The organism is Natronobeatus ordinarius (assembly GCF_024362485.1).
Taxonomy (GTDB): Archaea; Halobacteriota; Halobacteria; order Halobacteriales; family Natrialbaceae; genus Natronobeatus; species Natronobeatus ordinarius.
This window is the reverse complement of the sequence record NZ_CP101456.1, coordinates 3,605,295-3,619,158: the sequence shown is the minus strand read 5'-3', so window position 1 is coordinate 3,619,158 and position 13,864 is coordinate 3,605,295. Positions and strand designations below refer to the sequence as shown.

Genomic DNA, 13,864 nt, shown 5'->3' with positions numbered 1-13,864 from the left:
CGGCGTCGCTATCTCTGTCCATGACCTATCTAACCGATTTTGATCATATCCGCTCAAGTATTACAGTACGTTGTATACTCTGCATCGAATTCTCGTGGCGGTGGTTGCTGGAATTGTGAACCCATATCCTTCGATGTATAGGGGTTTTCTAATACGGTCAATAACTCCTTGAATTTGGATAGATCCCCAGTTTTGAGATACTCATCCAATGCCTGTTCAACCAGGTAGTTGCGAGGGATATACCGCGGATTGGATTCCTGCATCAACTCCTCATCTAGGCCGACAGCAGCCAATTTATCCCTAAGCCGTTCGAATTCTGCAGTTGCAAACACTGGGTCATCAAACGTACCAGGTGTCTCTAATTCGAGGAACGTATTGGTATAGTCTGCGTTCGATTTGCGAAGCCACCCCAGGAATTCATTGACAAGTTCTTCTTCGCCATCTGAGTTGATCCCCAGTTTCTTCCGCATCATCGTGTGATATTGCGCATCAAATCGATCCTCAAATTCGTCTAGTTTGGCTTTGAGTTCATCATACGTGAGCGCTGATTGTGTACACAGCGGTTGGAGTGCCTCTGCGAACCGTTCAAGATTCCACCGCAAGATAGGTGGCTGGTTTCCGAATGCATATCGCCCGTGCTTATCGATCGAGCTGAAGACCCTCTCCTCATCATAGTAATTCATGAAGGCACAGGGTCCGTAATCAAATGTTTCTCCATCGACACTCATGTTGTCCGTATTCATGACGCCATGGATGAATCCGACACGCAGCCAGTCAACAATCATCTCAATTGACGACTGCATGACTGCATCGAAGAACTCTAGGTATGTGCGATCGTTTGCATTTAGCTGCGGGTAGTGTCTGTCGATAACATAGTCAGTGAATCGCTGTAGTTCGTCGGATCCTTGACCTGCAACATACTGGAAGGTCCCGTATCGAATGTGGCTGTTCATCACTCGGACAAGGATGGCTCCAAGTTCTGTCCGTCGTCGTTCGACTGCTTCGTCAGTTTCGACGACTGCTAGACTTCTCGATGTCTTGATGTTTAGATTCTGCATCGCATATGAATACAGATATTCTCTGAGCATCGAGGTGACAGTTGCGTTGCCATCGCCTCTTCTGGAGTACGGCGTTCGACCAGACCCTTTCAGTTGAATATCGTATCTATTACCATCGTGTACATGTTCGCCGAGTATCATCGCTCTCCCATCTCCCAGGACGGTAAAATTTCCATACTGGTGGCCTGCATATGCTTGGGCGATTGGTTCTTCCAGGAGGTCCTGGCCTGCTAGAGTGTTAGCATTGAGCTCCGCTGTATCCAATCCAAGATCAGCACATAGCTCGTCATTAAGAACCAAAATTTCAGGATTATCGATATTTTTGGGCGTTACTCTCGAATAGAGGTTCAAATCTAAATTTTTATACGTGGTATCAAATGAAAAGGCCATTTATTCCCATATAACCCTATGTTGCTTGGCTTAATAACCTTGTCCTTGAAAATGTTATGGATGAACAGGCGCAAAACCTCGCCGTTTACGGCGTTGACGAGACGCGACGCGTCTCGTTCGCACACCAGAAATCTTCGATTTCTGGGGACGGGGATACGCGCCGTCACGGGATGACGCCTTCCACCGATTACTGCACGGCTGGATATTCCACGTCCAATTAACATCTTTAATCTTGACTGCTCCATAAGTACTTATGAACACAGGCGGTGGTGCAGAACAGTTCTCATAGCGTGATCGTTGAGCTAGCGACATCGTTTCCTCGATGGTGGTTAGCGAGCGCAACGGCAACCCGGAGGCAAAGAGTGAGGAAGACGTGCGATTTGACTCTGGCTCGGCCTCGGACCCGTAGGGATCCGAGGCCGAGGTCCTTGCAGACGCCGATCGCCGTTTCAACACGCGATCGCTGTGAATACGTTTCGTCGAGCTGACGCTGCCAAAGGCGGACTGTCTCACTATGCTCTTTGATTCGGTCTTCAACCCGGTATTCGATATCTAGCGGATCGTCAGTATTCCGTGGATTGTACGGTGCAACCGGCACGACCGCCTGCTCCAGCAGGTAGTCGTGCCAGTTCAGCATGTCAAACTCGGAGTCACCAACCATCCACCGTGGAGTTTCAACGGCGAGCGCGTCACGCGTGACGCGCATCGCCGTCTCCTGATCGACCTTCTTCCCGGACGTGAACGCTGCTGCAATCGGAATGTTGTTTGCTGCGGTCACGACACAGCACCCATAGCCGTAATAGAAGTCATCGTCAGTGTGGTCGTAGTTCCACTGAGCGTCCTCATCACGCTGACTAACCGGGATATCAGTTCCATCGATTTGGAAGAGCTTGCCGAGCGGGACTTGCTCGGCAAGCTCGTGGACTAACTCGATGAATACCTCTTCTGCAACGACTGCGAAGTCAGTGATGAACCGATCGAGCGTCCGCCGAGACGGCGGTCGCTCGAATCCACATTGTCGCCAGACATCTTCGTTCCGTAGCTCTCGCTCCATTGGCCGGAGTCCGTAGATGTCGCGGTAGAAGCAATGAAGGACGCCTTTCAGTAATTCTGGGGGCTCGTGTACCCGTGTTCGCCCCCTCGAATCGGGGGCGAACACGGGATAGTCTGTGAGAAACGAGAGATCAAGCGGCTCAAGAAGTGCTGTTGTCTCTGTCTCCAGAGCTTTGAAAACCTGTGCGACCGTATCGTTACCCGGTAGGACGGCTTTGCTGCTGGACACATCAAACTCGTCCTACCACTTCCTTGTGAAGACTTCTGCACCACCGCCTGTCCATCGACCAGCTTCGAGACGCCGAGACCACATTCTACGTGCCTGAGGTACTTGATGCGCTGGGCGTCTGAGCGACCCATTGGTTTGACCGATTCGCGCTCTGTATTCAGCACGATCGCTGAATCCTATCACTCATTAAGGATTTCAACAGAGCCGAAGAGATGTACACCTTTCCTGATTTCGAACGGCGCCAACCAAATGGTGGTTGCAAGCACCTTCGTCGTGTCGACCTAGAGGTCCGCACAGGACTCGTTCCGGTTCCAGATGGAACCTCCCTTCGGTGATTGAGACGACAGGAACACTCGCTCGAGACGGTTTTTAATGATTTCAGCAAAGCCTCTGCTGCCTATCGATTCCTATTCTCCCTGATCGGGCGTTTCGAAGGTTAGCACACCGAAATGTTTTCAAAGATAGATGACAGTGGCCAGTCATGGACATCGCTCCGCGACGCCTCATTCTCACCGCGGCCGTTGTCGTCCTCTTGGCTGCCGCCAGCGTCGGCCTCGCGTTCACCCTCCCTCTCGAGTCGACTGACCGGTCGATCCCGTTCGACACCACTGCCGGCACCGACGCCACCGCCCCCTACACCGAGACGGCGGCCGTCAATATCGATGGCGGAATATTCTTCGACTATTCGTACGTCGCGGCCGCCGAAGGCGCCGAGCACCTCGTCCTCGAGACGGACGGCGGCAACTACTACATTGAGCGATACTCGGCCGGCAACAGTTCCGTTACACACACCCGCATCAGCGTCGTCGACGAGGAGGAAGCCGACCGCCGCGCCGACAATTCCGACGGCGAGGTCGTCGACCGCTACCAGGAGGATAGCCGCCACGTCGTCCTCCTCAAGGGCGAGGAAATCACCTCGCCTGGGGAGTCCGCCGATTCCTGGCGGTACCTCGTCTGGTCGACGCTCTACCAGGCGGACTACGAACCAGCCAGCACCGCGGACGAGTTCGACGTGTACGCCGCCAGCGACGCCTGGCATTTGTACGACGGCCCCGGCAGAGACGTCCGTATCTCACACACCGACGGAGAGGTCGTCATCGACGGCGACCAACAGGTGCATCGGACAGACGTCTCCTACCGCGTCACACCCGGGATGTCGTATGCACACTACTATCGGAACCTCAACGACAGCGAGACCCTCTCCGTTGCCTACGACTTCGACGCTGTGGACGCCGAGGTCGACGCCCCCGACTGGATCGACGAGTAAACGCAGCGGCAACCATCAGTGACAGGAAGACGACGGCGGCGAAGGGAATGTCGAAACGACAGTACCCGAACACAACCAGACGGAAACCTATTACAGCCCAGAATCGTTTGAGTACAGCGATCGCTCAGCCCCCCTTGCTGAATCTGGCATATGATCGATAGGCCACATTATTAACCAGCCGAAAAAACAAGACCCCATGCGTATCAAGGAGTTCGATCAAGAGAACCCACCTACGAGCATCGACTTGGCCGCGACGAATTGCAGCTGGAATCGTGGCTCCACCAAAACGCTGACCTCCTTCTCGACGGAGGGTGTCATACAATTCATCTCATGGCGCGAGCTTGGTTCGGCCCGGATTTTTACCCTGTTCGTAGTTCGTGATGGCGACGATGACTCGAAGACACAGTCCAAGATACGCTTGTACCCGCGCATGGACGCGGCCTCGGGCGCGAAGCGTCCCGAGGCCGCAGTCTGAACACGCTCCAAACGTTCGCTCAACTTGCGTTCGACGCTTGTAGGTCTCAGCGAGGATCGAACGCTTGAGCGTCACATCCTCGGTAAATTCGCTGATTCGATCTTCGATTCGGTAGTCGATATCGAGCGGATCAGTGGTGTTTCGTGGATTGTACGGGGCGATCGGCACGATTCCTGCTTGAAGCAGGAAGTCGTGCCAGTCGAGGATGTCGTAGGCACTGTCTCCGAGCATCCAGATCGGTTGTTTGACGGCGAGCGCGTCACGGGTGACGCGCATCGCCGTCTCCTTTGAGGCCTGTTTCGCCTGCGTAAACTCCGCTGCGATCGGAATCTTTGGCCCTGCCGAAACAATCGTGAGGCCGAAGCCGTAGTAGTACTCCTCAGCCGTTGGATCGTAGTTCCACGAAGCGTCATCGTTCCACGCGAGGGCGTCGAGATCGGTTGAATCGATCCGGAAGGTAGAGTCGAGAAGGCCGCGGGCAGCGGCCTCCTCGACGAGGTGGTGGAATACGTCGTCAACAACGAGGGCGAGATCCGTGAGGAAGCGATCGACCGCGTCTCTCGACGGCGGTCGATCGAACCCACAGCTGAGCCAGACGGCCGTATTCTGGAGTTCTCGGGTAACAGGACGAGTCCCGTAGATCCCTTTGTAATATAGTAACCGTTAGAATTTTCCGCCCAGATATTGTTACTGTAGTCAATGGACCATCTCGACGAGATCTCCGTCGAAGAACTCCAAGACGCTCTCGACAGGGTTGAGGAGAACAAGCCGACACAGCGGTTACTAGCGGCGATCGCGTACAAAAACGGCGTTACGCAGACCGAACTTGCAGAGTGGCACGACACCGGTCGAAGAACGATCTACAGCTGGCTCATGCGACTCGATACGGACGAACCGTTTGAGCAAGCCGTTTCTGATGCTCACCGCTCCGGAAGAAACCGGAAGCTCTCAGAAACACAGCAGGAAGAATTCGAACAAACCGTTCACGAACCTCCCAAGGAAGTCGGGATCGACGCGCCGGCGTGGACGCCGGCGCTCGTCCAGCAATATCTTGAGGAAACCTACGATGTCGAGTACTCAATCCCGAGCTGCCGGCGGTTACTCAAAGAAGCGGGATTGAGCTATCAAAAACCACGCCGTACAGCCGCCGAATCTGATGCTGACGAGCAAGAAACCTTCCGCGAAGAGTTCAAAAAAAGCGGCGGGAGATGGACGCCACAGTAGTCTGTATCGATCAGACCAAGAAATCCGTGCAAGTCGAGCCGCGTGCCGCGTGGTTTCCTCGCGGCACGCGGCCGGCCGTCGAATTATCCGGCCAACGCGACTGGACGTGCCTGTTGGGCGCGATCACCGAAGACGGTGATCGCTTTTTCGCTCGATTCGAAGAGTACGTAACCGCCGAACACGCCAAACATTTCATTCTTGCATTATGCGAAGAATTTGCAGATGATTTGCTCATCGTGCTGGATGGAGCGTCGTATTTCCAGGCGTCGGCCGTCACGGACCTGGCGGCCCGTGACGACCTCGACTTCGTCACGTTACCGGCGTACTCGCCAGAGCTCAATCCTGTCGAGGAGTGCTGGAGACAACTCCAAGCCGCTCTCAGCAACCGTTTCTTTGAGTCACTCGACGATCTTACAACGGCGATTGATACAGCTCTTGACCAGATCTCTATACCAAAAGTGAGCAATTATTTCTAATTTTTACTATAGTAACGAACTGCCTGAAATGATCTTTTCCTTCGAAGATTTCTGGCGAAATCTTCCGTTTGAGTGTCTTCCAGAGCGGTTCGATTGCATTAAACATCGGCGAATACGGAGGGAGGAAGACGAACTCGATGCCGAGTTCGTCGGCCCGTTGTTGGGTGAGTTTTGCATGGTGTCCGCCATCGTTGTCAGCAATGAGCAGAATCCGTCCGACCGGATTCTGCTCGCGAATAGCCTCTAAGGCTGCGCAGATGCTCTCTTTCGTTGTTCGCTTCCGAAAGATCAGCGTACTCTTGCCAAGCAATGCGTAGAAGCCAAGCGTTTTCCACGGGACTGTGACCAGCGGTTTGTCGATCTCTACTGTTCGATCGTACGACCACATCCGCTGGGAGTTCTCGAACGGTTGTGGCCACGAAGCGTCAAAGAAGCCAAGAATGAGTGGCTCACCGCCACGGTCTTTCGTGAGCGCCTCTCCCAGGCGCTCACGAAAATCCTCCTCAGCGTCTGGCGATTGTCGCGGATCCATCGGTCGCGGTTTTGCGTACTGCATTCCATCAGCACGGAGAATTCGTGCAAGATGAGCTCGATCGTACGCAACACCGTAGCGGTCCCAAAGAAGATCGTCGATCTCCTGTGGTGTCCACGGCTGACCGTCTTCGAGGAGATCAAAGAACTCCTCAAACTGTTCAGTCGAGAGCTTCGCGGGGCGGCCGCCCGCGAAGCTCGGTCGAAGACCATCGACTCCACCTTCGTTCCAGGCTTTGAGCCAGCGTCCGCCGGTTGGCTGAGACGCGCCGACACGCCGTGCAGCCATTTCGTTGGTATCGCCGAAAGAGACGTTCTTGATGAAACAGAGTCGCCGGACGAGACGGGTCTCGTCCGACTTCTGAGCTTCATTGATCGCTTTATCAAGCTCTTTTTCCGACAAATGTTTCACCAGCTCAGTCCGACGATCCGTTCTCATCAGAGACTGTACGCGCTCTGTAGATTCAAACATAGCGCCCACCACTCATGCTCTCGTGGACGTCGGCGGGTCGCTCTGTGCCTCTGACAGTGTATGCGTCCAGTTCCAAATCGCGCCGTGAGACCGGTCAACACCGAGTAAATCGAGCACTGCGACGCCCTCCCGAACCGACAATCCCATCGAATGCAGGCACACCCCAAACACCCTGACGGTTGTCGGGGTGCGCTCGTTCTCCCAAACCTCATCACAATCCACGTCTAAGCTCTCTCTGAGCAGGTCGGCGAGTTGCTGGCGGAGATGCGTACTGTCCTCAGTGCGGATCGCGGAATCTATCGATTCCGACGATCCGCCAATCCCCAGCGACACACTTGGTTCACCATTGAGAGACCATTCATGAGACTGCTACGAAATCGGTCTGACGGCGGGTCGCTATCCAACTACATTTCTGTCTCAAGAGGGTGTCATACAATAGTTCTCAAGCGAATAATTCCAGCCTTTAGGCTGCAAATTGAACCCCGATACGGCGTTTTCAGGAGGTGAGGTGCAGAATGAGTCCCCTATAATCACCAGATAGGGGGTATGAGACGTATTCTATGACACCCTGGTCTCAATATTGCACCCAGTGTTTAACCTTGTCGAGCCATTCATCCTAGTCAATGGAACGCCTTCCCCGTCAGAAAGAGCGCGATACTGAAACAGAGCACGAAACCACTGGACAAGAGGGCGTTCGAAGCTGTCCTGAATGTGACTCAACGTCGCTCACGAGAAGTCCAGATGGGAGCGAAATTAGCTGTGAGGATTGTGGACTGGTTTTGGAAGAGGAGACTATCGATCGAGGACCAGAATGGCGGGCGTTCAACGCAGCCGAGCGTGACTCCAAATCACGCGTTGGTGCGCCGACGACCCAGACGATGCACGATAAGGGACTGACGACGACGATCGACTGGAAAAACCAGGACGCCTACGGACGGTCTCTCTCCTCGGAGAAGCGCAGTCAGATGAATCGGCTGCGGAAATGGCAAGAACGGATCCGAACGAAGGACGCTGGCGAGCGAAACCTCCAGTTTGCACTCTCTGAAACTGACCGAATGGCCTCTGCCCTGGGTGTTCCCCGCTCTGTTCGTGAGGTCGCAAGCGTTCTCTATCGACGCGCACTCGAGGAGGATCTTATCCGAGGGCGTTCAATCGAAGGTGTGGCCACGAGTACATTGTATGCCGCTTGTCGGATGGAAGGAATCCCACGATCCCTGGATGAGATTACCGCCGTCTCACGGGTTGATCGGATGGAGATCGGCCGCACGTATCGATACATCTCGAAGGAACTGGGCCTTGAGATGCAGCCCGTCGATCCAAAGAAATACGTCCCCCGCTTCTGTTCTGAGCTCGAACTTCCCGACGAGGTACAATCGAAGGCCAACGAAATCATCGATACGACGGCCGAGAAAGGGATGTTATCGGGGAAATCACCGACTGGATATGCCGCAGCTGCCATCTATGCCGCTGCGCTCCTTTGCAATAAGAAAAAGACCCAGCGTGAAGTCGCTGATGTCGCTCAGGTAACTGAGGTCACTATTCGAAATCGGTATCAAGAGCAAATCGCCGCAATGGGTATTCACGACTAACTCAGGCGATTGAGAGCTGGTTCACAAGTAGTAATCCTCCCGTTCGATAACATCAGCGAAGCCGACGGTTTCTTTCACATCTGTGATTTCGATGGTCACCCGTTCTCCCTTCTCTGTATCGGGGACGATAATCACATATCCTCGTTCGACGCGAGCAATACCATCACCTTGCTCTCCAATCCCTTCGATATCAACAGTGCGGGTTTCTCCCTCCTCAACAGGTGGCTCTGGATTACCCACCTCTCTTCTCTGTGTACTGTCCTCTTTAGGTGCAGATTCTGTCCCAAGTAGTGCAACGCGGTAGGTTTCACCCTCTCGAAGATTTCCAGTTTCAATCTCGCGGTCGGGAATTTCGATACTGTGTAAGCTACCACGGCCTGAAGGCCGTGGCATTCAGCGTGGACTCCCGTTCTACCCCGATAAAGGGGTAGGCGAATACTCGCCATTCACGTTCAACGTCCCGCTGTTCAAGCGCACGCCTACGGGTGCGCCTCCGCGCCCAGACTTTTGCTGGTCGCGGAGATACTTCAAGCCGATATTCTTCGCGGCGTTGTAATCCGCGTGGACATCGTACCCGCACTTCAGACAACCGAACTCGTCCTGTCCGTTGTTGTGTGGACGATTATTCCCGTGTGTGAACCCACACTTCGAGCAACGCTGACTCGTGTACGCCGGATTAATTTGTTTCACCTCAAGCCCTTCCGACTCGGCTTTGTACGTGACGTACTCGAACAAACGGTGGAACGCCCACTTGTGAACCGCCTTCGCGTGCGGTAGGCGTTCGCGGATGTCTTTGAGTTGCTCGAACACGATATGCGTGCAGTCGGTTTCGAGAGCTTCCTCAACCAGTTCGTTTGAGATCGTGTGAAGCATCTGCCCGAAGCGTCCGGTCTGTTTATCGCCGACTCGCTGAACGTTCTCGTGTGCCCACCGAGTTCCAGTCTGCTGAAGCGATCCTCGCCGTTTCTCGTATTCTCGATGCCAGTGGTTGAGTTCGCCGCCGCTCCAGAACTTGCCGGTTGAGGTGGTTGCGATGTTTGTGATGCCGAGGTCAACACCAAGGACGGAGACGTGCTTGGAGTTGCCTGTGTCGGCCTCATCGTTCTCCACGGCGGGCTTTGTCCGCACGTGAAGGTAGAAACAGTCCTCAACTGTCTCGTAATGGAGCGTAGCTCCCTTCACTCCGTAGTCATCGTTGAACAGGTACGCCGAGTGTGGCGTGTCACGTTGTTCGTCGGGCAGGACGAAATCTGCGGTGACTCGCCCGTCGATGGTGGCGAGTGTGGCGTGGTCGTCGTTGACGGTGACGGTTCGTGCGTCGTAGCTGGCGAACCGAGACGTGAACTCGGGTTTCGAGGCTTTCTTCCCTTCCTTCCAGCGTTCGACGACACCTTTGACGGCTTCTGCGGCTCGGTTTCGTGCGGCTTGCACGAGGTTGGCCGGAAGTGGTGAGTCGTCTCGAACGTCGTAGTAGGTGAGATCGTGGAGTTTCTGTTTACTGGTGATTTTCCAGTCAGGTTCCCACGCTACGTCTACGACGTGGTTGGCGGCGTCGAGGAAGTGGTCGATTGTCTGGTGGAGGAGGTCAGCAGCACTCTTGTCCACATCGAGCTTGATGGGGACGGTTCGAGTGCGTGAGTCTTCCACCATCTGTGTTTCATATGTAGACGCCTGTATTTATACTAATTTGGATTAGCGTGGGGGAGTCAGCCTACTATCGAACGCGGTTTGTGTCCGCTTGCGACGATATTGGAACGGGGCGGAGTTTTCGAGTTGTCCGCGCTCGTGCTCATCGCCGTTGCAACCCGAGAAGCGATGCTCTGGCACCAGGAATCACCACCACGATGGCGCGAGGATTTTGAGCGCGTCTGAACAAACCGGTGAGTACCGCATGCCGACACAACTGTGTGGATAATAGGTTGAATAGGCTTAGTAGGTGAGATAGGTACCTATTGGACTGCTAGCGAGGCAGCGATCGGTTTCCGCGGCGAGTTCCCGTGAGTATCTGGCTCACTCGAAGGTAGTTCGAGATTCTTCAACGCCCATCTCAAACACACTGAGTCACGCGAGTCGAAGCAGCCGAAGCCCATCATGTGTTCATCGCCCGACACTACGAGCAACCACTCAGGGTTCCGATTCCTCCTCGAGTGTGGCGAACACGAATTCAGTCTGACTACCTAGCGGATCGTTCGCAGTTTCGACCCGGATCTCCCCGAAGCCCGACGCGCGTAGCTGTGTCAGCGTTCGGTCGCGACCGGGCGCTGAAAAGAACATTCGACCGCCCATCCAGCCATGACGGACGGTCTCGAACCGACCGCCCGGTAACGTCATCAACAGATGCCCGCCATCTCGGAGAACGCGAGCGAACTCGTCGTACACAGCTGGGTGACGCTCTCGTGGGACGTGGAACACCGCGTGGTAGGCCGTGATCGCGTCGAACTGTTCGTCGACGATCGGCAACTCCGACATCTCGCCGTGGATCAATCGAGCCGTCGGTATCGTCTCCGCTGCAAGCTCGAGTCCGCGCCGGGAGACGTCGAGGCCGACGCTCCCCGACGGAAGATTCGAGAGCGTCCGTGCGCCGTCTCCACAGCCGATGTCGAGCACATCGGGATTGTCCGGGAGCAAAGCCAGTAACTCGTCGATCAACCGCGCGTCCGATCCGTCCGGATCCCGGGTTTCAGCGTATTGTTCCGAGACGGCATCCCAGGCACGCCGTACCTCGTTTCGGTCCATGTAACGTATTGGGGCGGCAAGGATATCAGTGAGACTTCGGAGGCATCGCTCCCGTGGATGAGAAACTCGAGTTCCTTGAGGACCGATGCAACTCACGCAGAACGTTTCTCTGCGGGCGACGGAATACCCCTTCAGCCGTTCGTGGACTCGTTCGACAGCGACCAGCAGTCGACCTCATCGCCGGTGGTGGAGTCACGCTTGGCGACGTTCTCGAGGACCTCTCGGAGGACTTGTCCGCTCGAGTCGAGAGCTTCCCCTCGATCGACAGCCTCGAGCTGTCCGAGCGCTGCCTGGGCTCCACTTCCGAGCGCAGCGACCGGGTCGGACAGGACGCTCCCGTCGGACCCAACCTGACGGATTCGGGCGACGCCGTCGTCGTCGTGGGCCGCGACCACCGCCTCGACCTCCGTCTCCTCGGCGATTGGTGCCGCGATCCGACCGAGAACGTCGGTCGTGACCTCCCGGTCGCGTCTCGCATCTTGGAGTTCGACCTCGAGTCGGCGCTGGAACGTGTCGACTGCTCCCTCCTCGCCGACGGCACCGGCACCGGCTCCCTCGAGGTCGACGACTCGCGTCGCGGACTCGCCGGTGACGGTTCCGCCGCGTGTCACGCGCGTATCGCCCGCAATCGCTGCCCCACTGTCGGTCTCGATAGCTACAACCGTGCCCATGGCTGTGGGTTGGACAGTGACGGGGAAGGGATTTGCTCTCGATCGATAGGCACTCTTTCCCAGGCATACGACCACCGTTATCGACAAAATCCCCGGCGTTTGCCCGGGCGACGGTCACGTCGAACGCGGCTCAGAAAACACGCCGACGAGGTCACGTTGGGACTCGAGCACACCATCGTCTACCTCGACGACGAGCGTTCCTTCCTGTCTGCCGAGTTCCCGATGGACAGCCCCATCCGGGCGTGCCACGAGCGAGTGACCGGCGTAGGTCACAACCCGGGAGTCGGGAGTGTCGCGTTTCCCGGTGCGGTTCGCTCCGATTGCCCATCGAACGCCATCGAGTGCCCGTGCACGGACGAGGAGCCGCCAATTGTCGCTGTGAGCGTCCGGCCACGCTCCAGGCACGATCAGCGCCGTGACGTCTTGCCGGGCGAGCGCCGCGCTGTCCTCAACGAAGTTGAGATCGTAGCAGGTCAAAAGCCCCGCAGTCCCGAGAGGGGTTTCGACCGTGACCAGCTCGTCTCCGGGAGTGAGGACGTCCTTCTCGCGGTCCCACAGGTGACGCTTCCGGTACACGGTGAGTTCGCCCGCGGGGTCGACGTACGCGGTGGCGTTGAAGAAGTCGTCGTCCGCTACCTCGATGAAGCCGACGACGAGCGCGATGTCGTGCCGCCGAGCAAGAGACTGCAGGTCGGCGATCGGATCACTGTCGAGTGTGAGTGCAACCGCCTCAATGCGCCCGTCGGCGACGAACCCGGTCAACGTATGTTCCGGAAAGACGGCGAGGTCGACATCGCTATCGAGATCGTCGATGTGCTCTCGAACGCTCTCGAGGTTCGTATCGACGTCCAGATCCTCGAGTTCCAGCTGGCACACTGCGACTGCCGAGTCCATGTGTCGTTCATCGACTGATGGAATGTAAACTACTGCGGTTCCTCGAGATCGGATCCAGTTCGTTGGCGGCTGGTAGCGCAGGGACCAATAAAATAGACTGCCCTCGTTCATGGCTTGGATTTCGAGGTGCCTCACTATGAGGACCAGCGACGTCCGGGCAGTCATTCGGCAAGTGTGAATTATCTTCGTCGAGCCCCTACCTGTGGTGATGGTTCACCCAGTTTCCCGTCGGATCGCGGCAGTCGAACGCGACCTCGAGCGTCGAGGGTTCACCCTCGAATCGGGGGAGGCGGCGACGACAGCCGTCGACGGTCCCGCAGACCTGACCGGGGTCGACGCGCCGCTTCACGTCGTCCATCTCGTCGACGGGACTCCCCTGACGATCGTCTCGGCGATCGCGAACGCCGCCCACGAGGGGCGAATTCCGCTGCTCGTTGCTGATCGGTGGACACACGAGGAGACTCGAGACGTGCTAGCGCCACCGTTCTTGCTCGCTGGCCGAAGGGACGGTGCTCGAGCGTTTTACACCATCGAGGATCGCATCAGGCTCTCCGACGACAGCTTCGCCTGCGTCGGGTCCCACGGACGGATGGAGTGGTCCGAGGCGGCGACCGACTCGGATGATCCCAAACTGCATCTCGATGTCGGTGGCGAGACTGTCGCTATCTTCGACTCTGTCGACGAGTTGTGCTGTCCCGGCCCCGAACCAACGGCGTTCGAGTATCGCTACAACCGTGGTGACGATAGGAAACTACCAGGGTGTCATAGAATACGTCTCACACCCCCTATCTGGTGATTA

General features: G+C 56.2%; 12 protein-coding genes and 2 pseudogenes. 4 read left to right on the top strand and 10 right to left on the bottom strand.

The window, feature by feature from the left end; genetic code table 11:
* Positions 1-53 precede the first annotated feature (53 nt).
* A complete protein-coding gene (locus NMQ09_RS18265) occupies positions 54-1,448 on the bottom strand; it encodes a protein adenylyltransferase SelO (RefSeq protein WP_255192004.1) in 1,395 nt (464 codons plus the stop codon).
* A 283-nt stretch (positions 1,449-1,731) separates the two neighbouring features.
* On the bottom strand, positions 1,732-2,730 hold the full coding sequence (locus tag NMQ09_RS18260) for a transposase (RefSeq protein ID WP_255192003.1): 999 nt from the start codon (positions 2,728-2,730) through the stop codon (positions 1,732-1,734).
* 481 nt (positions 2,731-3,211) lie between these two features.
* Here NMQ09_RS18260 and NMQ09_RS18255 point away from each other — a divergent pair, with 481 nt between their 5' ends.
* On the top strand, positions 3,212-3,997 hold the full coding sequence (locus NMQ09_RS18255; protein ID WP_255192002.1) for a hypothetical protein: 786 nt from the start codon (positions 3,212-3,214) through the stop codon (positions 3,995-3,997).
* A 328-nt stretch (positions 3,998-4,325) separates the two neighbouring features.
* Here the strand turns inward: NMQ09_RS18255 and NMQ09_RS18250 are convergent.
* A pseudogene (locus NMQ09_RS18250) lies at positions 4,326-5,126 on the bottom strand (transposase); the annotation flags it as partial.
* A 45-nt stretch (positions 5,127-5,171) separates the two neighbouring features.
* Here NMQ09_RS18250 and NMQ09_RS18245 point away from each other — a divergent pair.
* A protein-coding gene (locus NMQ09_RS18245) for an IS630-like element ISNma5 family transposase (protein ID WP_255191903.1) occupies positions 5,172-6,172 on the top strand; the annotation gives its coding sequence in 2 pieces (ribosomal slippage) (positions 5,172-5,664 and positions 5,664-6,172; 1,002 coding nt in all).
* Here NMQ09_RS18245 and NMQ09_RS18240 read toward each other — a convergent pair.
* Together NMQ09_RS18240 and NMQ09_RS18235 are read right to left on the bottom strand one after the other, a co-directional pair.
* A complete protein-coding gene (locus tag NMQ09_RS18240) occupies positions 6,144-7,142 on the bottom strand; it encodes an IS630 family transposase (protein WP_255192001.1) in 999 nt (332 codons plus the stop codon). The two genes, NMQ09_RS18245 and NMQ09_RS18240, sit on opposite strands and share 29 nt — an antisense overlap.
* 57 nt (positions 7,143-7,199) lie before the next feature.
* Positions 7,200-7,463 (bottom strand): annotated as a pseudogene (locus tag NMQ09_RS18235) (hypothetical protein); the annotation flags it as partial.
* Between the two features lie 335 nt (positions 7,464-7,798).
* Here NMQ09_RS18235 and NMQ09_RS18230 point away from each other — a divergent pair.
* A complete protein-coding gene (locus NMQ09_RS18230; RefSeq protein ID WP_255192000.1) occupies positions 7,799-8,764 on the top strand; it encodes a transcription initiation factor IIB in 966 nt (321 codons plus the stop codon).
* A gap of 21 nt (positions 8,765-8,785) precedes the next feature.
* On the opposite strand, the gene NMQ09_RS18225 is transcribed toward NMQ09_RS18230, so the two are convergent.
* From NMQ09_RS18225 to NMQ09_RS18205, 5 genes are all read right to left on the bottom strand, one after another.
* Positions 8,786-9,157: a TRAM domain-containing protein gene (locus NMQ09_RS18225; RefSeq protein ID WP_255191999.1), complete on the bottom strand. Its 372-nt coding sequence runs from the start codon at positions 9,155-9,157 to the stop codon at positions 8,786-8,788.
* Between the two features lie 18 nt (positions 9,158-9,175).
* Positions 9,176-10,414 (bottom strand): RNA-guided endonuclease InsQ/TnpB family protein, encoded by a 1,239-nt coding sequence (locus NMQ09_RS18220; RefSeq protein WP_255191998.1) that lies wholly within the window; start codon positions 10,412-10,414, stop codon positions 9,176-9,178.
* A 474-nt stretch (positions 10,415-10,888) separates the two neighbouring features.
* A complete protein-coding gene (locus NMQ09_RS18215; protein ID WP_255191997.1) occupies positions 10,889-11,500 on the bottom strand; it encodes a class I SAM-dependent methyltransferase in 612 nt (203 codons plus the stop codon).
* A gap of 131 nt (positions 11,501-11,631) precedes the next feature.
* Complete coding sequence (locus NMQ09_RS18210) at positions 11,632-12,171, bottom strand: Ntn hydrolase family protein (RefSeq protein WP_255191996.1); 540 nt, start codon at positions 12,169-12,171, stop codon at positions 11,632-11,634.
* A gap of 114 nt (positions 12,172-12,285) precedes the next feature.
* On the bottom strand, positions 12,286-13,065 hold the full coding sequence (locus tag NMQ09_RS18205) for a carbon-nitrogen hydrolase family protein (RefSeq protein WP_425607273.1): 780 nt from the start codon (positions 13,063-13,065) through the stop codon (positions 12,286-12,288).
* Between the two features lie 208 nt (positions 13,066-13,273).
* Here NMQ09_RS18205 and NMQ09_RS18200 point away from each other — a divergent pair, with 208 nt between their 5' ends.
* Positions 13,274-13,861, top strand: coding sequence for a hypothetical protein (locus tag NMQ09_RS18200; RefSeq protein WP_255191994.1), 588 nt, complete (start codon positions 13,274-13,276; stop codon positions 13,859-13,861).
* Positions 13,862-13,864 lie beyond the last annotated feature (3 nt).